The organism is Actinoallomurus spadix, assembly GCF_024055725.1.
Taxonomy (GTDB): domain Bacteria; phylum Actinomycetota; class Actinomycetes; order Streptosporangiales; family Streptosporangiaceae; genus Actinoallomurus; species Actinoallomurus spadix.
Window position 1 is genome coordinate 172,552 of sequence record NZ_JAMXMX010000004.1, and the last position, 23,480, is coordinate 196,031.

The window sequence follows — 23,480 nt, forward strand, 5'->3', positions numbered from 1 at the left end:
TGCGACGCAGGCGCCACCTTAATGCGTCCGGGCGTCTCAAACCCGGCCAGTGCGGGATATTCGGACGCAACGGCGCTCTCAATGGTTCCAATGGGGAGAGGATGAATCGCCGCTCGAAGCCGGGACCAGGCCCATCAGCCGGGTTGGAACCGGTCAGTCAGCACGGAACCGGTCAGCCGAGGACGCAACCGAAGACGTCGGCCAGCCGGCCCCGGCCCAGCTCCGTCACGAACAGCGCCCGCCGCGCCGGCCCGCGCGTGAACCAGCCGTCCCCGATCATCCGGTCCGTGAGCGCCGCGCCGAGAGCGCCGTTGAGATGCGGACGGCGCTCGGTCCAGTCCAGGCAGTGCCCCGCGAACCTCCGGCGCGCCCGCCGCACGCCGGCGACGTCCACGCCGATCGACGCCAGCTGCCGCTCCCCCTTGTCGGTCACCTCGTACGCGGAGGCCGCGGGATCGTCGAACGACGAATCGACCGCCTCGAGGAGATCGCGGCTCAGCAGCGCCTCGAACAGCGCCGCGCCGGCGCGGCCCGCCAGGTGGTCATAACAGGTACGGGCCTCCTGCAGGGCGTGCGCCTGCCGCGACTGGCGGAGGCTGCGGACCTCGACGTCCGGGCTGATCCGGCTGATCGCCTCGATCACCGCGGCCACCTCGGCGCTCTTCAGGCGGTAGTAGCGATGCCGGCCCTGGCGCACGACGGTCACGAGATCGCCGTCCAGCAGCTTGGCCAGGTGCGAACTGGCCGTCGCCGCGCTCACCCCCGCCGTCCTGGCCAGCTCCCCCGCGGCGAGCGGACGCCCGTCGAGCAGGGCCGTCAGCATCGACGCGCGGGTGCGGTCCGCCAGCAGCGCGGCCACCGGCGCGATGTCGGAGTCGTACGGTGCTCGCATGCCCCCGACGGTACGCCGGACACGCTTCGACGGGCATCTAAAGATGCTGGTGACGTGGGCCGGGCCATTCGAGTTGGGGGTTGGGCCGGGCATCCGCTAGTGTTTACCCCGTTGCCGAGGGGGGAAGCCCCCGAGACACGCGGACGTGGCTCAGTTGGTAGAGCATCACCTTGCCAAGGTGAGGGTCGCGGGTTCGAATCCCGTCGTCCGCTCGGAGGAGAGGCCTCCCCAGGGCCTCACTCGGTGGAGTGGCCGAGAGGCGAGGCAACGGCCTGCAAAGCCGTGTACACGGGTTCAAATCCCGTCTCCACCTCTGAAGCACACTCTGCTTCGCGAGGGCGATTAGCTCAGTGGGAGAGCGCTACCTTGACACGGTAGAGGTCACTGGTTCAATCCCAGTATCGCCCACCATGTTAATGCAGGTCCGGCCATGTGCCTGGCCTGCATTTTGGTTTCTGGTGCTAACGATGGGCCGGAATCGGGAGCAGATCGGGGGCAGGGTGCTCCACAGCTGATCGGGACTACCCATTCGGTAGGTCGGGGTCGGTACTTCTCGGGGGTCGGGGTCATCGGGACCAGGGCTCCCGATGATGCTCCCGGCCGTGTTCCCCCTCGGCGCGAGATGGGTCGAGGTCACGATGATTGGGCCCGGCGGGCGGTCAAGGTGGTCCACCGTTCCTGCAGACGGTTCCGCAGGTTCTGCCGCATGGGGTCGGTGACGTGGCTGTAGACGCCGGCGATGCCGGGCATCCGGTGTCCCATCCGCTCGTATTTGAGGGCGTCTTCGATGCCGAGTTCATCCAGGACGGTCTTGTGGGGATGGCGCAGGCCGTGGAAGACCGCCCCAGGCAGGATGGGCGGCCATTTGCGGGCGGTGTCGCCGTCACAGGCGGGCCGCCACAGGCGGCGGGCGAAGTTGGATCGCCGATGCCAGTGACCACCCGCCACGCTCACGGCGCCGCCTATGCCCACCAGCGGTCCTCACAAGGGGAACGTGGGCCGAGGCAGTGGCTCCATGCCCCCAGCCGCATTTCCGGACGCCGGCCGACGGGCCGGCGCGGGCATCCCTCTTGGCGGCTCTGAACGCTTCGGGGGGCCAATCGGCAATCGCAGGGTGGGAGGCGAGGCAGGAGGAGGGCCATGACGTCCGACGCGGAACCGATCGGAAGATCGTCGGCCGGCGCGACAGGGAAGCCTGTCTCGGCCGGCGCGGCAGGGGAACCCACCGCGCCGGCCCAGGGGCAGGCGGCCCGATGGTCGACGTGAGCGTGCTCCGCCTGCCTCCCACCCTTCTCGCCGATTAGACGACCGAGGGCAGCCCACGCTGACCTGAGGACAAGGAGCTCCATGCGTCCCAGAAGATCCCTGTCGGCCGCCGCGATCCTGCTGCTCGCGGCCGGTCTCGCCCAGGCTCGCCCGGCCGCCGCGGCCACGGTGGCCCCGGCCGCCGGTGGCGACGGGCGGACCGCCACGCTCATCAGCGGGGACCGGGTCACTCTGACTCGGGACGGCGGCGTCAGCGTCGTCCCCGGCCCCGGCCGAGCGAAGATCCCCATGTTGACCAGCACGGTGTCCGGCCATGTGCGAGTGGTTCCGGCCGACGCGGTGCCGCTCTTGCGGGCGAAGCGGCTCGACCCGCGTCTGTTCGACGTCACCGGGCTGCTCGCCGATGGGTACAACGACCGGCGCGCCGACCTGCCGATCATCGCCTCCACCGACAGCGGCGTCACCGGTACGGTCGTGCACCGGATGACCAGCGTCAAGGCCACCGCCGTGCACACCCGCAAGCGGGACCTCGGCAGGCTGTGGTCCAGGGTGACCCGCAAGGGTGCGACCGGCAAGGTCTGGCTGGACGCGATCGGCCACTTCACCGGGGCCGAGGGCGTCCAGCAGATCGGCGCCCCGGACGCCTGGCACGCCGGCCTGACCGGCAAGGGGATCACCGTCGGGCTGATCGACAGCGGCGTCGACGTCACCCACCCTGACCTGGCCGGCCGCGTGGCCGCCCAGGTCGACTTCACGCCGGTGGCCGACGGTGGCGAGCCCACCAGCGGCGACGTGCACGACGTGGAGGGGCACGGCACGAACGTCGCCTCCGTCCTCGCGGGCAACGGGGCCGCTTCGGGCGGCCGTTACCGGGGCGTGGCTCCGGACGCCACGATCGTCTCCGCCAAGGTCGGCGACGGGGAACCGACTGAATCAGCCGTGATCGCCGGCATGGAGTGGGCGGCCGGCACGGAGCACGCCGCGGTCGTCAACATCAGCCTCGCATTCGCCGACGCCCCGGGCGACGACCCGCTCGAGTCCACCCTGAACAACCTGAGCGAGCAGTACGGGACGCTGTTCGTGGTCGGGGCGGGCAACGACGGCGATAACGGCGCCAACCCGAACGGCGCCGACGACTACGACGTCGCATCACCGTCCACGGCCGATGACGCGCTCAGCGTGGGCGCGGTCGACCACGACGACCGACTGGCCGCCTTCTCCAACCGTGGTCCGCGCCCCGGCGACAACGCCATCAAGCCCGAGATCACCGCGCCCGGTGTCGACGTCACCGTCGCCCGCAGCGCCGACTCGTCCGGCACCGGCCCCTACCGCAGCGGGGTGTGGGGGACGTCCGAGGCCGCACCGCATGTGGCCGGCAGCGCCGCCCTGCTCAAGCAGAAGCACCCGGACTGGACCGGTGCCATGCTGAAGGCCGCGTTGATGGGGACGGCCCGGCCTGCCCAGGGCGTCGGGGTGTTCGCCCAGGGCGCCGGCCGCGTCGACGTGGCCGGCGCGCTCGCCGACCCGGTGCTGGCCGACCCGCCCAGCCTGAGCATGGGCACCGCGACGTATCCGCACACCGACGACACTGCGCTCACCAAGGCGGTCACCTACCGCAATCCCGGCACCACCGCGCAGACGCTCCGCCTGGCCTTGACCGTGGACGGGCCGAACATGACGGCCACGTCCGGGCTGTTCAGCCTGAGCACGTCAACGCTGACCGTCCCGGCCGGCGGCAGTGCCCAGGTCAAGGTCACGGCCGCCGCCTCCACCGCGGCACCGAACGGGCCGTACTCCGGGCAGCTGACCGCCACCACCGCCGACGGCACGAAGGTGACCACACCGGTCGGGCTCATCCGGGAGGCCGCCACCCACACTCTGACGCTGCACCACCTCGGCGCCGACGGTCAGCCGACGGCGGAGTACTACACCACCGTCGTCGGCCTGGACACCCCATACGAGTACGACTCCCTCTTCCACTACGACCGGAACTACGGCAGCGACTTCACCATCAGTGTCCCCGAAGGGCACTACGCGATCGTCTCGCAGATGTTCTCGGCGCTACCGAACGAGACCTACGTGGCCCGGCCGAACCTCACCGTGGACACGGACACCGACCTCACGCTTGACGAGCGGGCCGGGCAGCCGGTCCGGGTCAGCGTGCCGACGGCCGGCGCGGTCCGCTCGGACAGCGCCGTCGAGGTCGGCATCCGCAACGGCAGCAACAGCTGGGTGACGGTCGGCGGTAGCAGCAACGAATCGATCCAGATGCGCACGGCCCAGATCGGCGGGTCCGGCGACAGCGACGCCTTCGTCTCGGAGATCCGGACGGCGTTCAGCGACGGATCGGATCCGAGCGCTTACGCCTACCAACTCGCCTGGTACCGGCCCGGAACGCTGCCCACCGGCTTCACCGAGTCCGTCACCGCGGATCAGCTCGCCGTGGACAGGACCTCCGCCCGCGCGCAGGCCCCGGCCGGCACGACCATCATGCAGTCGGCGCCGACCGTACCCGGTTATCCGCTGAGCCCCGTCTACACGAGCACGCCACTGGCGGCGACCCGCTACTTCAACACCGACGGCGGCATCAGCTGGACCTCGCAGGCGTACCAGTACTCGGAGGACTCCGCCGACTACTACACCGTCACCACGACCGGCCCGCCGACGGCCTACCAGGCCGGAAGGAGCTACACGTCCACCTGGAACGCCCCGATCATCGCACCGTGCCCGACCACCGGCGGTGGATGGACCGGCGACCAGCTCACCGTGCGGGTGGGCCCGTACTGCGACAGCGCCGGAAACGCCGGCTACGTCGACCAGGCCACCGCCGCCGGTACGACCACCCTCTACCGTGACGGCAAAGAGGTCGCCACCTCCGACGTGCCCGGCCACGCGCGGTTCACCGCACAGCCGACCGCGGGCGCCTACCGGCTCAACGTCGACTCCACCCGCGCGGCCTCGTTCGGCCTGTCTACCCACGTCACGGCGGACTGGACGTTCACCGACCCGGCCGCCGCCGCGCACCTCACGGCGATCCGGATGGCGCCGGCCCTGGACGCCACCGGCACCGCACCCGCCGGCCGTGCCTTCACCGTCCCGATCATCGCCGCCGCCACTGCCGTGACCATGCAGGTCTCCTACGACGACGGCGCCACCTGGCAGTCGGCCACGGTGACCCGCACCGGCACCGGTGCCTTCCGCGCCACGATCCGCCATCCGGCCGCTTCCGGGTACGTGTCCCTGAAGGTCCACGCCACCGGCGGCACCGCCACCCTCACCGAGACGATCGCGCACGCGTACCGGATCGGTTCGTGACGGACGGCCCCCCTGGTCAGGCGAGTCCCAGGCCAGGGGGGCCGTTGACCCGGTGCGGATCGAGCGTCCGATCGAAGGCTGATCGGCAGGGGACCGGTTCGCTCCACGTCCGCCGCGAGAAGCCAGACCACGGCGCCCAAGCGGCGACCGAGTCCGTGTGACACCCGAAAACTGCCCGGCGGAATCGGCCGAAGTTGTCGGATCCGGGCCGCGTCGTTCGTGGGAAGGGTGAGAGGCCGCCCATCAGGGGCGCTGCCGCGACCACGGGAGATGCCGACCGATGTCGCACCCACTGGCCAAGGTCCACCGCATGTTCGAGCTCGTCGAGCCGATCGCCACCGTCACCTTCTCCGAGGTGCCCAACGAGGCGTTCCTGGCCCTCGGCATGCGCAACTACTGGGACGGATACTTCGCGGGCCGGGCCGCGCCGCTGGGGCCGGCACCGGCCGAGGTGGTGCACGCGGTCTTCTACAACTTCGCCGACGGCGAGGTGGCGCGCCACATCCCGTGGGTCTGGGGGAAGATCACCCCGCAGGAGGCGATCGCCGTGCGCGAGCGGGGCAGCGCCGCCGCCCTGCGGCAGCTGATCGGGGAACTCGCCGACTCCCCCGCTCTGGTGCGGGTCGCCGACCTCGCCACCCGAGCGGGGGTCAGCGCGCCGATCGAGGGCCGAGCGCTGTACGCCGGGCTCCGGGCGCTTGCGGTGCCCGAGGAGCCGGTGGCCAGGCTCTGGCACGCGGCGACGCTGCTGCGCGAACACCGCGGGGACGGCCACAACGCCGCCCTCCTCGCCCACGGCATCGGCGGCACCGAGGCCCACGTCCTCCTCGCTCTCTCCCTCGGAATGAGGCCGGAGGAGTTCGGCCGGATCCACCACCTGCCCAGGGCACGGCTGGCCGCCGTCGTCGACGGGCTGCGCGACCGAGGTCTCATGGACGCCGCCGGCGGGTTCACCGACGCCGGCCGGGAGACCAAAGAGAGGATCGAGGCCCTTACCGACGAACTGGCGGCGCCGGCGTACGACGTGCTCAGCGCGGACGAGCTCGACGAGCTGGCCGCCGGGCTCGAGCCGTTCGCAGCCGCGGTGAAGGCCGCCGACGACTGAGCGGGCGCATGCGGGCGACGGCCACGACCCGGATGGAGGCCTCAACGTCGAAGTGGCCTTCCACTGACCATACGTTCCCTCACCACCGAACCTCGGCACTCAATGCGGGAACCGCCGGCTTGTCGTGCCTCGGTCAGGCCGTCGCAGTTCCTGCGCGCAGGGGCGAAACGATCTGTGCTGGATCATCCAGCCAGACCCGCTGGCCGTCCGGCGTGACCGTCAATCCGAAGCGGGTCACGTCCGGCCGGTCCGCTCCGGCCCACCAGCGGTAGGCGGCTTCGACCTCCTGCCACAGTGCGCGTGGGCCACCCTGCAAGACGTCCCATTCCGTGCAGCAGTCGCACCAGAACACCGCGGCCCAGGAGGCGTCCGTGAGCCCGTAGACCATCAGCGTCGTGGCGTCGCCGTCGACGCTGACCGTGCGGCGTGCGTCCGGCACGCGCAGGCCGATCGCCCAGTCCGCGGCGAGCAGCTCGTCACGGGCGATGGCGGTGCTGGACTCGCGGGCGTCGTCCGGCCACACCCCGCCCGGCAGGTACCGCTCTGGGTCGATGCGGTCGCCGCGCTGATCGCGGAGCTTCATGAACCCGGCGGGCCCGGTGAACCGGCCGATCGCCGCGCCGTCCACGGTGACCGTGAGCTGGGCGATCGCATCTGACTGGGAGTAGGGCGTGCCCCACGGCGTGACGATCAGCCCGCCGGGGCGGGTCTGGGCGATCCACGCCGCCGGGATCCGCCGGGCGCACGCGGTTGCCAGGACCCGGTCGTACGGCGCACCGGCCGGCCGGCCGTTCGCGCCGTCGCCGGTGACGACCGTCGGGCGCCACCGGGCGGCCCACAACGCCTTCCGCGCGGCGTGGGCGAGGGCGGCGTCGACCTCGACCGAGGTGACGCGGTCCGCGCCGAGCCGCGCGGACAGCAGGCCCGCGCACCAGCCCGTGCCGGTCCCGACCTCCAGGACCCGGGCGCCGTCGACGACGGCCAGGTCCCGGAACATCGAGGCCACCATCGTCGGCATCGAACTGGAGCTGGTCGGCTCCTCCCCCGCGCCGGGCCCGATGTGGTGTCCGTCGTCCCACTGGGTGACGATCGGGACGTCGCTGTCCGCCCACAGCTGCCACGCGATGGGGTCGGCGTCCCGATCGACCGTGATGTATCCCTCGCCGGTGAGCGGCCACATCACGGCCGGGAGGAACCGGTCACGTGGGACGGCCTCGAACGCGGCCCGCCAGTCCGGTGTCATCGCGCCGGCGTCGAGCAGCTCTTGGTGAAGCCGCTGCCGACGCGTGCCGGTGGCGGTCACTTCTTCGGCTTCGGCGGAGGCGGCGGGGTGCCCTTGCCATCCGGCGTGGGCTGGTCGTTCGGGTGCGGCGGCGGGTCCGGTCGGGAGTGCTTTCCCATGCTGGTTCCCCTTTCCTGAGATGAACGGTAATCCGTTGGCCGGAGATTTCATCTCCGCGCCGTGCGCCCACGTCTGTCGGCCGGCGCGCTCCGCTGAGCGAGGAGCTTCCGCGGCTTAGCGGGATAGCGCGCGACGAGGTCGGCCAGTTCGTCGAGCTTCTGCTCGTACGTCTCACCGACCGTCGGCGCGTTCAGCGCCTCCATGAGTCCGGCGTACTCTCCTTCGAAACTCACGTCGGAACTCCGATCCGCCGCAGCTCGTCGGCGGTCAAGGTGACGCCGGGCGCGGCTACGACGACGTGGATGGTCTTGCCGTGCTCGCGGTAGATCGGCCAGCGCGCAGTAGCCGCGCCGTCGATGATGTGCAGACCCCGGCCGTTCTCGGCCTCCAGGCCACCCACCGCGGCGGCGGGCAGCGGCCGATGGTCCGGGTCGGTGGCCGCGACGTACACCCAGCGGTTCGTGGCGGCCACGTCCAGGCGGACCGGCCATGAGTCGTACGGCCAGTCGCGCATGGCGCGGGCCGCGTTGACGGCGTTCGTGAGCAGCTCGGAGACGAGCAGCCGGACCAGATAGAGGTAATCGTCATCGAGGGTGTACCCGCCGACCACGTCCCGGGCGAACCGGCGACCCTTGGCGACGGAGGCGGGCTCGGCGCGTAGCGCGATCCACGACGGCCGGCGTGGGCTGGTCGGCATGACGGGCGTCACGACGGTGGGGGCGGCGCGGTCGGCGATGACCGCTGGATCAGGTGTCACAGGGAATCAACTCCCCTGGTCAGAGGCGCTCGGCTGGCTAGGCCGGGCATGAGCGGCTAGGTACGGGCCTCATCATGCTTGGTAACTATCAAACTCGCAATACTAATCTTTGACACTGCGTAGTTAGTTCCCTATGTCTGGATCACACGCCGTGATGAAGTCCTCTACGATCGCCTCACCGAGCCGCCCTGACCCTGCGGAGACGCCCATGCCCGACCGGCAGAGCCCTACTGTGCGCCGACGCCGCCTCTCCCAGCGCCTGCGCCAGCTCCGTGAGGCCGCCGAACTACCGAGCACCGAAGTCGCCAAGCGACTGGAATGGTCGCCGGGCAAACTGACCCGCCTCGAGCGGAACGAGGGCAAGCGACCCGACCCGCGTGACGTCCGCGACCTATGCGAGGTTTACGGCGTCGGTGAGGACGAGCGGAAGCACCTCGAGCAGCTCGCCCGCGACGGTCGCAAGCGCGGCTGGTGGGACCCGTACGACAAGATGCTCCCCGAGGCCACCACGACGTTCATCGGCCTGGAAGCGGAGGCCGCCAGCGTCCTGATCTTCGAGCCGCTCACCGTTCCCGGCCTCCTGCAGACGCCGGAGTACGCGGCCGCCATCTTCCGCGGCGGCGCCGCGACCCTGACCGACGAGCAGGTCCAGGCCCGCATCGACATCCGCACGCGACGCCAGCAGGCCCTGTATGAGGATCCGGCGCTGGAGGTCATCGCCGTCATCGACGAGGCCGTGCTACGTCGTACGGTCGGCGGCCCGGACGTGATGCGCGCTCAGCTCGAACACCTGCGCCAGGTCGCCCAGCTCCCGAACGTCACCGTCCAGGTCATCCCATTCGACGCCGGCGCGCACGCGGGCATGTCCAGCTCGTTCAACATCCTGCAGTTCCCCGAGCCCGGCGACCTCGACGCCGTGTTCGTCGACCTGGTCGCGGGCGAGATGTTCATCGAGGAGCCCGCGGAGGTGAAGCGGTACCACACGGCCTTCCTGAATCTGGTCGGCGCAGCGGCAAACCCAACGAATACGCTGAAGATACTCACCGACCGGTGAGAGCAGACCCAGTAGGAAGCCGCACCTATGCCAACGCCCCACGACCTGTCCGACGCCGCTTGGAGGAAGAGCCGGATCAGCAGCCAGAACGGCGCGTGCGTCGAGGTCGCGACGCTGACCGAGCGCTCCGCCGAGGAGTAGCCCGGAGAAGAAGAAGGGCCCCGGCGATCTACTTCCCGCAGCCACCTCTTGCCCGCCGGTCGGCCGCCATCCGCTGGATGGTCTTCGTGCGGTAGTCCTTCATCGACTCCGTCGTCGGCCTGAACCGCCAGTGGCCGCCCTCGTAGGCGAACTGGTAGCTCATTACGGCGATGCCCATGCGGCTCACCCGGACGTGTGCCGCGTGGGCACTGTCCATCGTGACCCGCTAAATCTCGAAGCGGACGCCCTGCGCGATCTCCGGGCACAACGTGAACAGCTTTACGTAGTTCGCACGCGAGATTGCCCGCTTCCCCGCGGCCGTCCATAGGTCCCACGCCGCCCCGTAGTCGCCCGCCGCGTAAGAGTCGAACTCCTCGGTCGCCACGGCGCGTACGGCCGCCTCAGTGCGCGGCTCCGCAGCCGGAATCGGGGGACCGTCACCGGTGGGGCGCGGCGGCCCGCATGTTCTGCCGGAATCGGCCCGGTGAGACGCCGTACTCACGTCGGAAGGCGTTCGCGAACGCGAACTCCGACGAGTAGCCGACCTGCCGGGCGATCGCCGCCAGCGGCGCCGAGGTCTCGCGCAGCAGGCGGGCGCCGAGGGTGAGGCGCCAGCCGGTCAGGTAGGTCGCCGGCGGTTTGCCGACCAGGTCGGTGAACCGCCGGACGAAGGTCGTACGGGACATGCCCGCGATCTCGCTCAGCCGCTGCACCGTCCACTGGCCGTCCGGCGCGTCGTGGATCGTACGCAGCGCCGCGGCGATCCCCGGGTCGGTGATCGCGGGCCATGGCTCATCGCCGGACTGCTCCTGCCAGTGACGGAGCGCGTGGACGAGCGTGAGGTCGACCAGCGCGGACCGGGTCGCGTCGTCGCCCGGCCGGGTCTCGGACACGTCGTCGCCGAGCAGGGCCGTCAGTGACCGGAGCTGCGGGTGGCGTTCGTAGTCCGGCGAGATCGCGATGACGTCCGGGAGCGCACGGAGGAACTGATGGACCTTGCCGCCGTCCAGGTGGTAGGACCCGCAGAGGAACTCGAAGTCGGACGGGCCGGGGCGCGGCGGCTCGGGGCCCATGCTCGCCACCGGCAGCGCGCCGAGCGCGCACGGCGCGTGACTGAGCCCGTGCTCGGTGCCGTACGGGACGAGCACGACGTCACCCGGCCCCAGCGCGATCGACTCGCCGCCTCTCAGGATCAGCCAGCCGGTGCCGCTGAGCACGAGGTGGAACCCGATGCCCGCGAAGGACGGATAGCGGGCGCCCCACGCCCCGGACTCCGCGATCCGGCGGGCGTAGGCGTTCCCGGCACGGACGGTGCCGATCACCTCGCTGATCATGTCCATGTACGGATCGTAGGCCCGCACACCGTCTCGGAACGGCACGTACGCGTATGCGCCTGGGCCGTTCGGGCATGGTCACCGGCGGCCGCGACTGGTTGGCTCGATGGACGTGACAGCCGACACCATCGCTCCCGACCAGGCCCGCATCCTTCTCGAGAACGCCGAGAAGACCGAGCAGCAGGATCGCCCGACCGCCGACAGCCTCGACGTGGTCCGCCGTCACGGCGGGTTCGCCCTCAGGACGCCCGAGCGGTCCGGCGGGGCCTGGGCCGACGCCGGCACCGTCGCCCGCCACCTGGCGGACGTGGGCCGGTACTGCCCGTCCACCGCCTGGATCGCCGGTACCTGCGCGACCGGCAAGACCTTCGCCGAGGACGCCTTCCGCGGCGCGGTACCGGCCGACTTCCACGCCGACCCGGACGCGCTGGCGTGCGGGTCGGGCCGGCCGGAGGGCATCGGAACACCCGAGCCGGGCGGTATCCGGATCAACGGCCGCTGGCCGTACGTCTCCGGCTGCGAGGACGCGGCCTGGGCCGGGCTCGGGTTGATCGTCGACGGCGTGTACTCGTTCGCGCTGATCCCCATGGCCGACCTGACCGTCGAACGGACCTGGCACTCCGCCGGCATGCGCGGCACCGGCAGCAACACCGTCGTCGCCCGGGACCTGCTCGTGCCGGCGGAGTGGGTGAGCCCGGCCGGGCCGCCGGCCCCCGGCGCCCTGGTGTTCTACGGGATCACGGTCCTCGCACCGGTGGTCGGCGCGGCGCGCGGCGCGCTCGACGTCGTGCACGCGCTGTTCGCCTCGGATCGCAAGCCGTTCATGACGGCGTACGCGCGGATGGGTGACTCACCGGCGGCCCGGCACTGGCTGGCCGAGGCGACGCTGCTCGTGGACCGCGCCGAACGCACCATGCTCGCCGCCGCGCGGACCGTCGACGCGGGCGACGTCTCGGCGGCCGAGCGCGCCCGGCTGGAGATGGACCTGTCGTACGCCGCCCGCGACTGCCGGGCCGCCGTGGAGCTGATGCTGGACCTGCACGGGCCGAGCGGCTTCGCCACGAGCAACGCGTTGCAGCGGTACTGGCGGGACATCGCGGTCGGCGGCCGCCACCCGCACCTGCGGACCTACATCGCGGCGGAGGGCTACGGCCAGGCCCTCACCGCCGAGAGCCGACCCGGGGCGTCGGCCGGCGGCGGCGTCCTCATCTGAGGCCGGGGGCATTCGGGCCTCGGCTACGAGCGGCTGCGGTTCAGCTGCGCGAGCTCCCCCAGACCGAGCTGCTGCGAGAGCATCCGGTAGGGGTACAACTCCGGCGGCGGCGTGTGCGCGGCCAGCCGCGTGTGCTCCGCCTCCGTCAGCGTGACGTCCGTCGCGCCGAGCAGGTCCTCGAGCTGGGTGAAGGTGCGGGGGCCGACGATCGGCGCGACGACGCCCTCGACGCCGAGGAGCCAGGCGAGCGCGACCTGCGCGATCGTCGCACCCTTCTCGCGCGCGATCGCTTCGGCCTCATCGACCGCGCGGAAGTTGCGCTCGATCGCGCGGCGGTGGCGCGCCTCCTCGAGATCGTCCCCGGCACCGGCCATCCGCGAGCCCGCCGGTGGTTCGGTGTCGCGGGAGTACTTCCCGGTCAGGAAGCCGGCCCCGAGCGGCCCCCACGGGATCACGCCGATGCCGGCGGCGCGGCAGAACGGCAGGATTTCCACCTCGATCGAGCGCTCCACCAGCGAGTACTGCGGCTGCAGTGAGACGAACGGCGCCCAGCCGTTGCGCTCCTGCAGCCCGACCGCCCAGGCGAGCAGCCACGCCGGGAAGTTCGAGGCGCCGAGCGCCCGTACCTTGCCCGCGCGTACGAGCCCGTCGAGCGCCTCGAGCGTGTCCTCGAGCGGCGTGCCGGGGTCCGGCGCGTGGACCTGATAGAGGTCGATCACGTCGATGCCCATCCGCCTCAGGCTCGCGTCGCACGCCGCGCGCACCCGGTCGGGGGCGAGGCCCTCCCCGGGCGGGTCGGAGACCGGCATGCCGACCTTCGTGGCCACGACGACCTCATCCCGGTGCGCGGCCAGCCACGGCGCGAGCGTGCGCTCGGACTCTCCGTCGCCGTACACGTCCGCGGTGTCGAGGAAGTTGCCGCCGGCCTCGTGGTAGCGGTCCAGCATCCGGTGCGCCTCGTCGCGCGGTGTCCGGCCGCCCATGAGCATCGTGCCGAGGCTGAGCCGCGTCACCTGGAGCGGGCCAAGGGTCATGGTGCCCATCGGGGATGTCGCCTTCTGCGGTGTCATGCCGGAGAGGTTATGGATCGGCCGTTCATGCGTCCAACGCATAGATATTGCACTCGCCTGGTCGGCGAGCCGACGTGCGGCTCCGCCGATGTTGGCCGGATCCGGCCACGGTCCCGTCCGGGCCGGGCTCCGCTCCGAATGACCCGTGCAGCAGGTGCTCAGGGGAGCACCGGAGGGATCACCGGAGGAAGCAGCGAAATGCCAGCATCCGCATCGGCCCGGGTCCGGGCCTCCGTGCTCCTGGCCGTGGGCGTCGCCCTGGCCGGCGGCGGGCTCACCGGTCTCGCCCCCGGTCAGGCCACGGCCAGCAGCCATCGCGAGGCGCCGCTCATCTCGGGGCAGCCGCAGTACGACAACACCGACGTCTACGCCTTCGTCAGCCCGGACCGGCCGGACAGCACCACGCTGATCGCCGACTGGATCCCGTTCGAGGACCCCTCGGGCGGGCCGAACTTCTACAAGTTCGCCACCGACGCCCGCTACGACATCAACGTCGACAGTGACGGAAACGCGCAGGCCGACTACACGTTCCGGTGGACGTTCACCGACCGCTACCGCAGCGGTGACACCTTCCTCTACAACACCGGCCCGGTGAAGAGCCTGTCCGATCCCAACCTCAACTTCCTCCAGACGTACGACCTCACCTTGATCAAGCGCTCGAACGGCACGGCCGTCTCGGAGCAGAGACTCGCCACCAACGTCCCGGTCGCGCCGTCCAACGTCGGCAAGGCGTCGATGCCGGACTACGCGTCGCTGCGGCAGCAGGCCGTGCACCCGCTGACCGGCGGCCCCGGCGGCTGGGCGAACGGCGGCCAGGTCTTCGCCGGGCAGGCCGACGATCCGTTCTTCCTTGACCTGCGCGTCTTCGACCTGCTGTACGGCGGGAACCTGTCCGAGGTCGGCAACGACACGCTGCGCGGCTACAACGTGAACAGCGTGGCGCTGCAGGTGCCGACGAAGATGCTGTCGGCCGGATCGCACATCATCGGCGTCTGGTCGGACACGCAGCGGCGTGGCGCGAGCGGCTGGTACACCCAGGTCTCGCGCCTCGGGATGCCGCTGGTCAACGAGGTCGTCATTCCCCTGAAGGACAAGGACAGGTTCAACGCCTCGGTCCCGTGGAACAACGCGCGGTTCGGCAGGTACGTCACCGACCCGGAGCTGCCCAGGCTCATCCAAAAGGTCTACGGCATCCCGGCGCCCGCCGCGCCGCGCAAGGACCTCGTCCAGGTCTTCCTGACCGGGGTGCCCGGCCTGAACCAGCCGCCGAACGTCCGCCCGGCCGAGATGCTGCGCCTCAACACCTCGATCCCGCCCGCCAAGCGGCCCGACCGGCTCGGCGTCCTCGCGGGTGACAAGGCCGGCTTCCCGAATGGCCGCCGCCTGGGCGACGACGTGGTCGACGCCTCGCTGCAGGTCGTCGAGGGCAGGCTGCTCGGCGCCAAGACGAACCTGGGCGACGGAGTGGACGCGAACGACCAGGCGTTCGGCACGTCCTTCCCGTACCTGGCGCTGCCGAGCTCGGGCTCGTCGGTCAAGAACGCCTCGGTCAAGGGCTCCTCGGCCGGCGGCACCGCGACCGGCGGCAACCCGACGGGCCGTGTGACGCCGTTGAACGCCGGCCCGGTCGCCGACAAGGAGCCGGTCCGCGGCTCGTCGCCGCTCCTGCCGATCGCCGCGATCGGCGCGGGCGCGCTCTTCCTCGGCGGCAGCGGTGCCCTCTGGTGGCGGCGCCGGCGCCCGTCCCGATCCCTCTGATCCCGGCCGGCCGGCCCGGCCGCGCCACCCGCGGCCGGGCAACCCACCTCGGAGGTTGGACGCCATGCGAGCGAAGATCCGGCGACCGGCGTACGCCCTGGTCACGATGGGGCTGGCCGTGGGCCTGACGCTGGCCGCCACGCTGACGACCGGCGGCTCCCGGTCCGCCTCCCCGGACCCCGGGCCGTACGAGCGGGTCTCGGCGGGCGGCCTGAGCACGGGAATCGGCCGGTTGCAGCGGCACCTGCGCGCGCAGCCGCGTGATTCGGAGGGCTGGGCGACGCTGGGCCTGTCGTACGTCGAGCGGGCCCGCCTGACGGCCGACCCCTCGTACTATCCGAAGGCCGGCGCCGCCCTCGCCAGGGCGCTGAAGGAACGGCCCGCCGACAACGACGCCGCCCACGCGGGCCTCGCCGCGCTCGCCGCCGCCCGTCACGACTTCGCCACCGCCCTCACGCAGGCGGACCAGGCACTGGCCGTCAACCCGTACCGGCAGAACGCACTGGCCGTGCGGATCGACGCGCTGGTCGAACTGGGCCGCTACCCCGAGGCGATGAACGCGGCCCGGCACGCCGACGCGGTCGCCCCCGGCATTCCCATCTTCACTCGGCTGGCCTATGTGAACGAGCTGAGCGGTCACGTCCGCGAGGCCCGGCGGATCCTGGAGCTGGCGGCCGGATCTGCCACCGACCGAGGCGACCAGGCGTACGTCCACGACCAGCTCGGCGAGCTGGCGTGGAACGCCGGCGACCTCACGACGGCGGCGCGCGAGTTCGCGCTGGCCCTGCGCCATGACCCCTCGTATCCGGCCGCCGTGGACGGCCGGTCCCGCGTGCGGGCGGCGCGCGGCGACACGGCCGGCGCGATCACCGACCATCGGAAGGTCGTCGCCACGCTGCCGCTGCCGCAGTACCTCACCGGATTCGGCGAGTTGCTCGAGGCGCGCGGCCGCCGGGACGAGGCCGCCCGGCAGTACGCGGTGGCCGGTGCCTGGGCCAGGCTCGCCCACGTCGCCGGAGTCGCCACCGATCTGGAGACGGCGCTGTTCGACGCCGACCACGGCGACCCCGCGCAGGCGCTGCGTGCGGCGCGGGCCGAGTGGGCGCGGCGGCACGGCGTGCACGTCGCCGACGCGCTCGGCTGGGCCCTGCACGTCAACGGGCGGGACGCGGAGGCGCTGGCGTACGCCCGGCAGGCGAACGCCGGCGGCTACCGCAACGCCCTGTTCCGCTACCACCTCGGCGTGATCGAGAAGGGGCTCGGGAGGCGCGCCGACGCACGACGCGACCTCGCCGGGGCGCTCGCCGTGAACAGGTACTTCTCGCCGCTGTACGCGTCGCGGGCGCGGGCGGCCCTGGCCTCGCTCGGAGGACGATCATGAGCCCGCCCCTGGTGCTCGCCGCAGCACTCATGGCACCGCTGCACCCGCTGGGGAACTTCACGGTCAACCGCTACGACGGGCTGGTGGTCGCCGCCCACGAACTGCGCGTCGACCACGTGCGGGACCTGGCCGAGATCCCGGCGGCGCAGGTACTCCAGGGCGGCGCGGACCTCACCGGCTGGGCCGGACGGACCTGCTCGTCGGCGGCCGGGTCGTTCCGGATCACCGTGGACGGGCGGCCGGTACGGGCGACCGTGCGTTCCGCCACCGCCCGGACGCGGCCCGGCCAGGCCGGGCTCCCGACGATACGCCTGGAATGCGCGCTGGCGGCGCCGTTGACCGTGCGGGACGGCGGTTCGGCCATCGTGGTCCACGACACGGGGGCCGCCGACCGTGCCGGCTGGCACGAGATCACCGCCGCGGGCGACCGCACCACCCTGCGGTCCTCCGACGTGCCGGCGAGGTCGAAGAGCGCGCGGCTGACCTCGTACCCGCAGGATCTGCTGAGCTCGCCGCTCGACCAGCGGACGGCGTCCCTCACCGTCACCCCCGGCGGCCCTCCACTGGCCGCCTCCCCCGGCACCGGGGTGACCCGCGTGCTGCCGCGCGGCGCCGGCCGGTTCACCCAGGCGTTCACCGATCTGATCGGACGGCGTTCGCTCTCCCCCGCGTTCACGCTGTTCGCGCTGCTTCTCGCCACCGTGCTGGGCGCCACGCACGCGCTCGCCCCCGGCCACGGCAAGACGATCATGGCCACGCAGGCGGTCGGCCGGGGCCGCCGCTCGCTCCGCGACGTGATCGTGCTCGGTCTCACCGTGACGGTGACCCACACGGCGGGCGTGCTGACGCTGGCACTGCTGGTGGCGAGCGGTTCCACGCTGGTGAGCCCGGCCGCGTTCGGCTGGCTGAGCGCGACGTCCGGCGTCTTCGTGGTGGCGGCCGGGGTGACCCTGCTCCGCCGCGCGCTCGGTCACCGCTCGCACACCCATCCGCACACGCACGGCCATGACCACCACCACGACATGCCGCAGCGCGGGACGGTGGTGCTCATGGGATTCGCGGGCGGGCTGCTGCCGAGCCCTTCGGCGGTGGTGGTGCTGCTCGGCGCGGCGGCGGTCGGGCACGCCTGGTTCGGCCTGCTGCTGGTCCTGGCGTACGGCCTGGGCCTGGCGCTGACCCTGGTCTCCATCGGCGTGTTCATCACCGGAGCCGGACGCCGCCTGGCGACCCGGATCCCATCCCTCCGGCAACGGCTGCCGTGCCTCCCCCGCCTGCCGGGAACATCGGTGCCCGCCGGATCCGCGCTCCTCGTCATCCTGCTCGGGCTCGGCCTGACGGTGCGAAGCCTGTCGTCCGTGCTCGGTCAGTGAGAAGGGCTGGGCACGATGGCCACGGGTTCGTACGATCCGGCGAGGACGATGGTCGGGAGAGCCGGAATGCCGAACATTCGCCGGGGCATGTCCGGGCAGCGGGAGAAGCGCCGTAAGACCCGCCTGGACGCCCTCCTCGGGCAGGTCGCGGCAGGCGACACCGCCGCGTTCGAAGAGCTGTACGACGAGACCATCGCCTCGGTGTACGGCTTGGCCGTACGGGTGCTGCGCGACCCCGCTCAGGCCGAGGAGATCGCCCAGGAGGTGATGGTCGAGGTCTGGCGGAAGGCCGGCCGGTACGACCCGGCCCGTGGCGGCGCGATGGGCTGGATCATGACGCTCGCCCAGCGCCGCGCCGTCGACCGGGTCCGCGCGGAACAGTCCGCCGCCGAACGCGACGACCTCGCCGCCCGCCGCGAGCCGCCCGCCGCGCCCGACGGCGTCGCCGAACTCGTCCTGGACCGGCTCGACCGCCGGCGCGTCCGCGACTGCCTGGACCACCTGACGGCGCCCCAGCTCCAGTCGATCACGCTCGCCTACTACGACGGGTACACGTACCGTGAGGTCGCGGAGCGGACCGACACACCGCTCAGCACCGTGAAGGCCCGGATGCGCGACGGGATGATCCGCCTGCGCGACTGCCTGGGGGTGGCGTGATGGCCGACGACATCCACACGCTGGCGGGGCCGTACGCCCTCGGCGCCCTCACCGACGACGCCGAACGCGAGGCGTTCGAGGACCACCTCGCCCAGTGCGCATTCTGCGCCGAGGAGATCGACGGCCTGCTCGCGACCTCCGCCGTTCTCGGCCGCGCGGTCGCCCTCCCGCCCCCGCCGGACCTGCGCGCCCGCGTTCTCGGCGAGATCGCCGATACGCCCCAGGAACAGGCCGCCCACCCCGTACGGCGGGCGCGCAGGCTTCCGCGCCCGGCGACGCTGCTCGCCGCCGCGTGCCTGGTCGTCGCCCTGGCCGCAGGGGCGGTGGCGGTGCGCACCCAGCAGCGGCTGAGCCAGGAGACCGCTCGCGCCCAAGCGATCGCGGCCGTGCTGTCCGCACCCGACGCGCGTACGGTCACGGGCCGGATGAGCTCGGGCGGCACACTGACCGTGACCAGCTCGGCCGCGCGGAAGAGCGCCGTCATCGCCCCCTCCGGGCTACCCGCCCTCCCGAGCACCAAGACGTACGAGTTGTGGACGATGAGCGGCTCGGGCGTGCGCCCCGCGGGCACGGTGCAGCCGGGCTCCGCGCCCGTCGTCACGTCCCTGCCCGCCGGCCACGACCGCATCGGCGTGACCGTCGAACCGGCGGGCGGCTCACCCCGGCCCACCACGACGCCCCTGGCCGTACTGACCCTCTAGAGGAACCCGACCGTGAGCGCACCCACCGAGGCCGATCCGGCCGCCATCGGCCCGTACACGATCGTCCGCCGGCTCGGCGCCGGCGGGATGGGCACCGTCCACCTCGGCCGTGACGCCGCCGGACGGCAGGCCGCCATCAAGCTGATCAAGCCGGAGCTCGCGGAGGACGCGGCCTTCCGCCGCCGATTCGAGGCCGAGGCGGTCAACGCCCGCCGCGTGGCGTCCTTCTGCACCGCGGCGGTGCTCGGCAACGGCATGTACGGTGACCGGCCCTACCTGGCCATCGAGTACATCGAGGGCCCGACACTGCGGACCCACGTGGAACGCGAGGGCGCCCTGCCGCCCGGCCCGCTGCACGGCCTCGCCGTCGGCGTCGCGGCCGCGCTCACCGCCATCCATGCCGCGAGCCTGGTCCACCGCGATCTCAAGCCGTCCAACGTCATCCTGTCGATCACCGGTCCGCGCGTCATCGACTTCGGTATCGCCCGTTCCCTCGACGCCACCGTCCACCTCACCGCGAGCGGCATCATCCTCGGCACGCCCGGCTGGTTGCCGCCCGAGCAGCTCCTGCGCGGCACGACCGCCCCTGCCGGAGACATCTTCACCTGGGGCTGCCTGGTCGCGTACGCGGGAACCGGGCGCCACCCGTACGGCACGGGCGACCCCGTGGCGATGGCCGGCCGCGTCATTCACGGCGAACCCGACCTGGACGGTCTTCCCGCACCACTCACCGAGGTCGTACGGACGGCCCTCGGCAAGGATCCGGCCCGCCGCCCCACGGCCCGCGAACTCCTGCTCACTCTCACCGGCGGATCGGCCGACGAGGAACACCTCATGGCCACCCTCGCGTCACCACTCCCGGACGCGATCCCGCCGCCGCAGCCCCGGACGACGCCGCCCTCGCCGCAGACCCGGACGACGACGCCACCCTCACCGCCCTCGCCGCGAACCAGAACGACGCCGCCCTTGCCGCAGACCCGGACGACGGCGCCGTCCTCGTCGACGTCCCGCCCCGGCCGCCGGCTCGCGATGGGCGCCCTGGCCTTCCTCGTCGGCCTCGCCCTGCTCGCGACGGGCGTCTTACTGCTGCATCGGTAGCCGCGCCCACCTCACCGAGGTGACAGGCCGGCAGGACTGCGCCCGATGGTCGATGCCACGGGCCGCCAGAGCGGCAACGGCCGGACGGGGGCGGGCCCCATCCGGCCGTCGCGTGAGGTCAGCCGGTGTGGCGGGTCTGGTCGGGGACGTTGAAGCCGTTGACGCGGACGTCGGGCTCGGCGGGCGTGGCGGAGTAGCGGGCGGTGATGGTCTGCTGCTCGCCGGGCCAGAGGGTGACGTCGTTGTCGCTCCAACGGATCGGCAGCACCTGCCTACCGCCGACGAACAGGTCGGCCCGGGTGAACAGGGCCGGGCTGCCGCCGTGGCCGACGTTGCGGACGGTCACGCTCGTCACCATCTCACGGCCCTCGCGGCGGGTCGTCGCGCCGACCCGGATGTCGGCGGGCTTGAGGGCGCGCAGGCCGGTCAGATCGGCGTAGCCGTCCTTCTGGAAGACCGCGAACCCGTTGGACGGGGTGTACCGGCCGGGCGCGTGCGTCTTCGGCCAGTCGACCTGGTCGGCCTTGGTGGACAGCCAGTACACGTTGCGGCTGACGACCTCGGAGCCGCGGGTGAGGGTGAGCTTCTCGAAGTAGGTCTTCGAGGTCCCGGCCGGGACCTTCGGGTGCAGGACGGTCCGCACGTCCTGGCTGCCCAGCGCCCCGACGGGCGCGGTGGCGGTGGCGCGGACCTCGCCGTCGAGGTCGATGATCTGCGCGGTGGCGCGCAGGCCGTCCTGGCGGGCGCCGGTCAGGTTGGCGACCTTGATGGAGCCGTCGTCGTAGGAGTACATGACGTGCACCGGCTCGTTGGCCTTCTTCGCGCCGAAGTAGACGCCCGGCTGGTCGAAGTCGGAGCCGTACATGCTCCACTGGAGCGACGGCCACGCCTTGTTCAGCATCCAGTAGATGATCCCGGTGCTGGGGTTCGCCTTGTCGGTGGAGTTGCCGATGTACGACTCGAACTGCGCGCGGGTGACCTCGTACTCACCGATCTGGACGGTCTTCTGGTACGAGCCGGCGTCCTTCCAGGGGCCGTACCGGTGCCACAGCGGGGTGTTGTAGACGCCCATCCGGGACAGGCGCGTGTAGTCGGCGTAGAAGAACGTGTGGTACATGTCCTGGCCGGCGGTCTGGCCCTGCGCGGTCGCCGGGTCCCAGATCTTCTTCTGCTCGTCCGGGGTGAGGAAGCGGTTCAGCGAGTCCTGCGTCGGGATGGTGTTCCCCGTGCTGACCTCGGTGTCGAATCCCCAGGCGCTGCCGGTCATGCTGAGCGTCGGGTCATTGGTGTTGACGGTCTCCCGCCCGTTGTTCCACAGCGCGCCCGGCGGGAAGTAGTTGTAACCGCCCTCCTTGGTGCCGGCCGGCCCGAGCCTGGGCGACGACTTGTACTCCGCCGCGGCGACCTGTGGGAGCCGGAAGTCGGCCTGCTCGAACGCCTTCAGGAAGAGCGCCTCCTTCTCCGCGTCGGGCGCGTCGTCGCTGCCCTGGAAGAAGGTGAAGACGCTCGGGTGGTCGCGGAGCCGCTCCGCCATCGTGCGTGCCTGATTGGACGCGTTGGCCGTCACATCGTCCGACCAGGTCGATGACCTGCTCTCCCAGAGGGCGCAGCACTGCCAGCCCGGCATGGCGAGGACGCCCGCCCGGTCGAGCCGGGCGAACATGTCGTCGGGCGGGAAGTTGCCCTCGAACCGGACCGCGTTCAACCCCATGTTGCGGATGTAGGAGATCTGGTCGGAGACGTTGGACGGGGAGTAGCGCAGGAACAGGTCCGGCGACCATCCGGCGCCGCGGATGACCAGCGGCCTGCCGTTGACGATGAACTGCCGGTAGCCGTCCTTGCCGTGGGTCTTGCCGGGGACGGGCCTGGTGAGCCGCGACGTCACCGTCCGGATGCCGAAGTCCTCGGCTGCGGCGCTGGACACCGTTCCGCCTGCGGACGCGTCCAGCGCGAGGTGGTAGAGCGGCTGGTCGCCCATCTGGTACGGCCACCACACGGCCGGGTGCTCCAGGTGCAGGCCGGGACAGTCCGCCTTGGTGATCGCGACGGTGCGGGTCGCGTGCGCGGCCACCGTGACCGTGGCCTTGCAGGCGACGCGGGTGGAGCCGTGCGTCACCGTGCCGGACACGACCACCCGCTGCGCCGACCCGGTGGTGTTGCGCACGTCGGCCTTGACGGTCAGGTCGGCGGTGGACAGGTCGGGGGCGTCGTCCTGCAGGACGTGTGCGTTCCGGACCGAGACCGGGCCGTCCTGAATGATCTGCGGCGCGTACTGCAGCCCGGTGTTCTGGTCGGGGGCCATGGGGTTCCAGTCCACCTGGTTCTGGGTCAGGTACCGCATGGGCGTGTCGAACTTGGTGATGTCGGCGTCGTTGCGGGAGACGTCGAGCGCGATGGCGTTCGCCCCGTCCCGGATGTAGGGCGTGATGTCGTATTCCAGCCTGGCGTACGATCCCTGGAGCTGCGCGCCTCCGGCGATCTTCGTCCCGTTGATCCAGAGGCCGGCCTTCCCGGAGACGCCGTTCAGCACCAGGAACGTGCGGCCGCCTTTCCGGGGGTGGACGGTGAGCTGCTCGCGGTACCACCAGTTCACGTCGAACTGCCCGGCCGGGACCTTCGCCATGGTGTCGTTGTGGAAGATGTTCGGGTACCGGCCGTTCTCCAGCAGGCCCGCCATCAGCGTCTCGGGCCGGGACAGCGGCAGCCAGCCCTTCGTCGGATAGTCCGGCGTGGAGATCTCGGCGCCGGTGTCGCGGGTGTCGGCGGACGACCGGATCGCCCAGCCGGAGGTGAGTTCCGTGGTCCCGGAGGACCGGATCCTCTGCACGGCGGGCCGGTGCCCGGTGAAGGCGTAGGCCGGCATCGCCGGGGCCGACGTCCCGGCGAGGGCGAGCGCGCCGCACAGCGCCATGGTTCGGTTCCTGGACCCGCTCATGTGTCCATCACCCCTTCGTGCGGCCGGAGCC

The 23,480-nt window shown here is 71.9% G+C and carries 20 protein-coding genes and 3 tRNA genes; 14 read left to right on the forward strand and 9 right to left on the reverse strand.

The features are described 5' to 3' along the window. Nucleotides 1–172 precede the first annotated feature (172 nt). A complete protein-coding gene (locus NE235_RS06825) occupies nucleotides 173–892 on the reverse strand; it encodes an ArsR/SmtB family transcription factor (protein WP_252800092.1) in 720 nt (239 codons plus the stop codon). A gap of 139 nt (nucleotides 893–1,031) precedes the next feature. On the opposite strand from NE235_RS06825, the gene NE235_RS06830 reads away from it, so the two are divergent. The 3 genes from NE235_RS06830 to NE235_RS06840 all read left to right on the forward strand — a co-directional run bounded on the left by NE235_RS06830 (nucleotide 1,032) and on the right by NE235_RS06840 (nucleotide 1,303). Then, nucleotides 1,032–1,104: transfer RNA gene (locus NE235_RS06830), tRNA-Gly, on the forward strand. A gap of 30 nt (nucleotides 1,105–1,134) precedes the next feature. Beyond that, a tRNA-Cys gene (locus NE235_RS06835) sits at nucleotides 1,135–1,205 on the forward strand. A 23-nt stretch (nucleotides 1,206–1,228) separates the two neighbouring features. Beyond that, nucleotides 1,229–1,303 (forward strand) — tRNA-Val (locus tag NE235_RS06840). Between the two features lie 222 nt (nucleotides 1,304–1,525). On the opposite strand, the gene NE235_RS06845 is transcribed toward NE235_RS06840, so the two are convergent. After that, entirely contained in the window at nucleotides 1,526–1,864 is a 339-nt protein-coding gene (locus NE235_RS06845) for a site-specific integrase (protein WP_252800093.1), read from the reverse strand. Between the two features lie 375 nt (nucleotides 1,865–2,239). On the opposite strand from NE235_RS06845, the gene NE235_RS06850 reads away from it, so the two are divergent. Then, nucleotides 2,240–5,473 (forward strand): S8 family serine peptidase, encoded by a 3,234-nt coding sequence (locus tag NE235_RS06850; protein WP_252800094.1) that lies wholly within the window; start codon nucleotides 2,240–2,242, stop codon nucleotides 5,471–5,473. Between the two features lie 280 nt (nucleotides 5,474–5,753). Next, nucleotides 5,754–6,578 (forward strand): SCO6745 family protein, encoded by an 825-nt coding sequence (locus NE235_RS06855; protein ID WP_252800095.1) that lies wholly within the window; start codon nucleotides 5,754–5,756, stop codon nucleotides 6,576–6,578. A gap of 133 nt (nucleotides 6,579–6,711) precedes the next feature. Here the strand turns inward: NE235_RS06855 and NE235_RS06860 are convergent, their stop codons facing one another. The 3 genes from NE235_RS06860 to NE235_RS06870 form a co-directional block, all read right to left on the reverse strand. Beyond that, nucleotides 6,712–7,881, reverse strand: coding sequence for a methyltransferase domain-containing protein (locus tag NE235_RS06860; protein WP_252800096.1), 1,170 nt, complete (start codon nucleotides 7,879–7,881; stop codon nucleotides 6,712–6,714). Nucleotides 7,882–8,027: 146 nt separating this feature from the next. Continuing rightward, complete coding sequence (locus NE235_RS06865; protein ID WP_252800097.1) at nucleotides 8,028–8,213, reverse strand: hypothetical protein; 186 nt, start codon at nucleotides 8,211–8,213, stop codon at nucleotides 8,028–8,030. Next, entirely contained in the window at nucleotides 8,210–8,737 is a 528-nt protein-coding gene (locus NE235_RS06870; RefSeq protein ID WP_252800098.1) for an ATP-binding protein, read from the reverse strand. Before NE235_RS06870 ends, NE235_RS06865 begins: the two co-directional genes overlap by 4 nt. Before the next feature lie 208 nt (nucleotides 8,738–8,945). Between NE235_RS06870 and NE235_RS06875 the strand changes: the two genes are divergently transcribed. Together NE235_RS06875 and NE235_RS06880 are read left to right on the forward strand one after the other, a co-directional pair. Then, nucleotides 8,946–9,791: a helix-turn-helix domain-containing protein gene (locus NE235_RS06875; protein ID WP_252800099.1), complete on the forward strand. Its 846-nt coding sequence runs from the start codon at nucleotides 8,946–8,948 to the stop codon at nucleotides 9,789–9,791. A 27-nt stretch (nucleotides 9,792–9,818) separates the two neighbouring features. Continuing rightward, a complete protein-coding gene (locus NE235_RS06880; RefSeq protein ID WP_252800100.1) occupies nucleotides 9,819–9,932 on the forward strand; it encodes a DUF397 domain-containing protein in 114 nt (37 codons plus the stop codon). 28 nt (nucleotides 9,933–9,960) lie between these two features. On the opposite strand, the gene NE235_RS06885 is transcribed toward NE235_RS06880, so the two are convergent. Both NE235_RS06885 and NE235_RS06890 read right to left on the reverse strand, forming a co-directional pair. After that, nucleotides 9,961–10,110 carry a hypothetical protein gene (locus NE235_RS06885; protein WP_252800101.1) on the reverse strand — a complete coding sequence of 50 codons (150 nt, stop codon included), beginning with the start codon at nucleotides 10,108–10,110 and terminating at the stop codon, nucleotides 9,961–9,963. A 259-nt stretch (nucleotides 10,111–10,369) separates the two neighbouring features. Continuing rightward, nucleotides 10,370–11,272, reverse strand: a complete 903-nt coding sequence (locus NE235_RS06890; RefSeq protein ID WP_252800102.1) for an AraC family transcriptional regulator — start codon at nucleotides 11,270–11,272, stop codon at nucleotides 10,370–10,372. Between the two features lie 100 nt (nucleotides 11,273–11,372). Between NE235_RS06890 and NE235_RS06895 the strand changes: the two genes are divergently transcribed. Next, nucleotides 11,373–12,479: an acyl-CoA dehydrogenase family protein gene (locus NE235_RS06895; protein WP_252800103.1), complete on the forward strand. Its 1,107-nt coding sequence runs from the start codon at nucleotides 11,373–11,375 to the stop codon at nucleotides 12,477–12,479. Nucleotides 12,480–12,502: 23 nt separating this feature from the next. On the opposite strand, the gene NE235_RS06900 is transcribed toward NE235_RS06895, so the two are convergent. After that, entirely contained in the window at nucleotides 12,503–13,549 is a 1,047-nt protein-coding gene (locus NE235_RS06900) for an aldo/keto reductase (protein WP_252800104.1), read from the reverse strand. 198 nt (nucleotides 13,550–13,747) lie between these two features. On the opposite strand from NE235_RS06900, the gene NE235_RS06905 reads away from it, so the two are divergent. The 6 genes from NE235_RS06905 (at nucleotide 13,748) to NE235_RS06930 (ending at nucleotide 20,514) form a co-directional block, all read left to right on the forward strand. Next, nucleotides 13,748–15,307 (forward strand): DUF4331 domain-containing protein, encoded by a 1,560-nt coding sequence (locus tag NE235_RS06905; protein ID WP_252800105.1) that lies wholly within the window; start codon nucleotides 13,748–13,750, stop codon nucleotides 15,305–15,307. Nucleotides 15,308–15,371: 64 nt separating this feature from the next. Further along, nucleotides 15,372–16,688, forward strand: a complete 1,317-nt coding sequence (locus NE235_RS06910; protein WP_252800106.1) for a tetratricopeptide repeat protein — start codon at nucleotides 15,372–15,374, stop codon at nucleotides 16,686–16,688. Then, a complete protein-coding gene (locus tag NE235_RS06915; RefSeq protein ID WP_252800107.1) occupies nucleotides 16,685–18,058 on the forward strand; it encodes an urease accessory protein UreH domain-containing protein in 1,374 nt (457 codons plus the stop codon). Before NE235_RS06910 ends, NE235_RS06915 begins: the two co-directional genes overlap by 4 nt. Nucleotides 18,059–18,124: 66 nt before the next feature. Then, on the forward strand, nucleotides 18,125–18,715 hold the full coding sequence (gene sigK / locus NE235_RS06920; protein ID WP_252800108.1) for an ECF RNA polymerase sigma factor SigK: 591 nt from the start codon (nucleotides 18,125–18,127) through the stop codon (nucleotides 18,713–18,715). Then, nucleotides 18,715–19,416, forward strand: a complete 702-nt coding sequence (locus tag NE235_RS06925) for an anti-sigma factor (protein ID WP_252800109.1) — start codon at nucleotides 18,715–18,717, stop codon at nucleotides 19,414–19,416. Before sigK ends, NE235_RS06925 begins: the two co-directional genes overlap by 1 nt. A gap of 12 nt (nucleotides 19,417–19,428) precedes the next feature. Then, nucleotides 19,429–20,514, forward strand: coding sequence for a serine/threonine-protein kinase (locus tag NE235_RS06930; RefSeq protein WP_252800110.1), 1,086 nt, complete (start codon nucleotides 19,429–19,431; stop codon nucleotides 20,512–20,514). 118 nt (nucleotides 20,515–20,632) lie between these two features. Here NE235_RS06930 and NE235_RS06935 read toward each other — a convergent pair whose 3' ends face one another. Then, nucleotides 20,633–23,449, reverse strand: a complete 2,817-nt coding sequence (locus tag NE235_RS06935; protein WP_252800111.1) for a glycoside hydrolase family 2 protein — start codon at nucleotides 23,447–23,449, stop codon at nucleotides 20,633–20,635. Nucleotides 23,450–23,480 lie beyond the last annotated feature (31 nt).

Coding starts and splice junctions, on each gene's coding strand:
- NE235_RS06890 (WP_252800102.1), bottom strand. CDS start 11,272: ATGGACATGATCAGCGAGGTGATCGGCACCGTCCGTGCCGGGAACGCC.
- NE235_RS06895 (WP_252800103.1), top strand. CDS start 11,373: ATGGACGTGACAGCCGACACCATCGCTCCCGACCAGGCCCGCATCCTT.
- NE235_RS06855 (WP_252800095.1), top strand. CDS start 5,754: ATGTCGCACCCACTGGCCAAGGTCCACCGCATGTTCGAGCTCGTCGAG.
- NE235_RS06905 (WP_252800105.1), top strand. CDS start 13,748: ATGCCAGCATCCGCATCGGCCCGGGTCCGGGCCTCCGTGCTCCTGGCC.
- NE235_RS06935 (WP_252800111.1), bottom strand. CDS start 23,449: ATGAGCGGGTCCAGGAACCGAACCATGGCGCTGTGCGGCGCGCTCGCC.
- NE235_RS06850 (WP_252800094.1), top strand. CDS start 2,240: ATGCGTCCCAGAAGATCCCTGTCGGCCGCCGCGATCCTGCTGCTCGCG.
- NE235_RS06880 (WP_252800100.1), top strand. CDS start 9,819: ATGCCAACGCCCCACGACCTGTCCGACGCCGCTTGGAGGAAGAGCCGG.
- sigK (WP_252800108.1), top strand. CDS start 18,125: ATGCCGAACATTCGCCGGGGCATGTCCGGGCAGCGGGAGAAGCGCCGT.
- NE235_RS06885 (WP_252800101.1), bottom strand. CDS start 10,110: ATGGGCATCGCCGTAATGAGCTACCAGTTCGCCTACGAGGGCGGCCAC.
- NE235_RS06875 (WP_252800099.1), top strand. CDS start 8,946: ATGCCCGACCGGCAGAGCCCTACTGTGCGCCGACGCCGCCTCTCCCAG.
- NE235_RS06900 (WP_252800104.1), bottom strand. CDS start 13,549: ATGACACCGCAGAAGGCGACATCCCCGATGGGCACCATGACCCTTGGC.
- NE235_RS06910 (WP_252800106.1), top strand. CDS start 15,372: ATGCGAGCGAAGATCCGGCGACCGGCGTACGCCCTGGTCACGATGGGG.
- NE235_RS06925 (WP_252800109.1), top strand. CDS start 18,715: ATGGCCGACGACATCCACACGCTGGCGGGGCCGTACGCCCTCGGCGCC.
- NE235_RS06825 (WP_252800092.1), bottom strand. CDS start 892: ATGCGAGCACCGTACGACTCCGACATCGCGCCGGTGGCCGCGCTGCTG.
- NE235_RS06915 (WP_252800107.1), top strand. CDS start 16,685: ATGAGCCCGCCCCTGGTGCTCGCCGCAGCACTCATGGCACCGCTGCAC.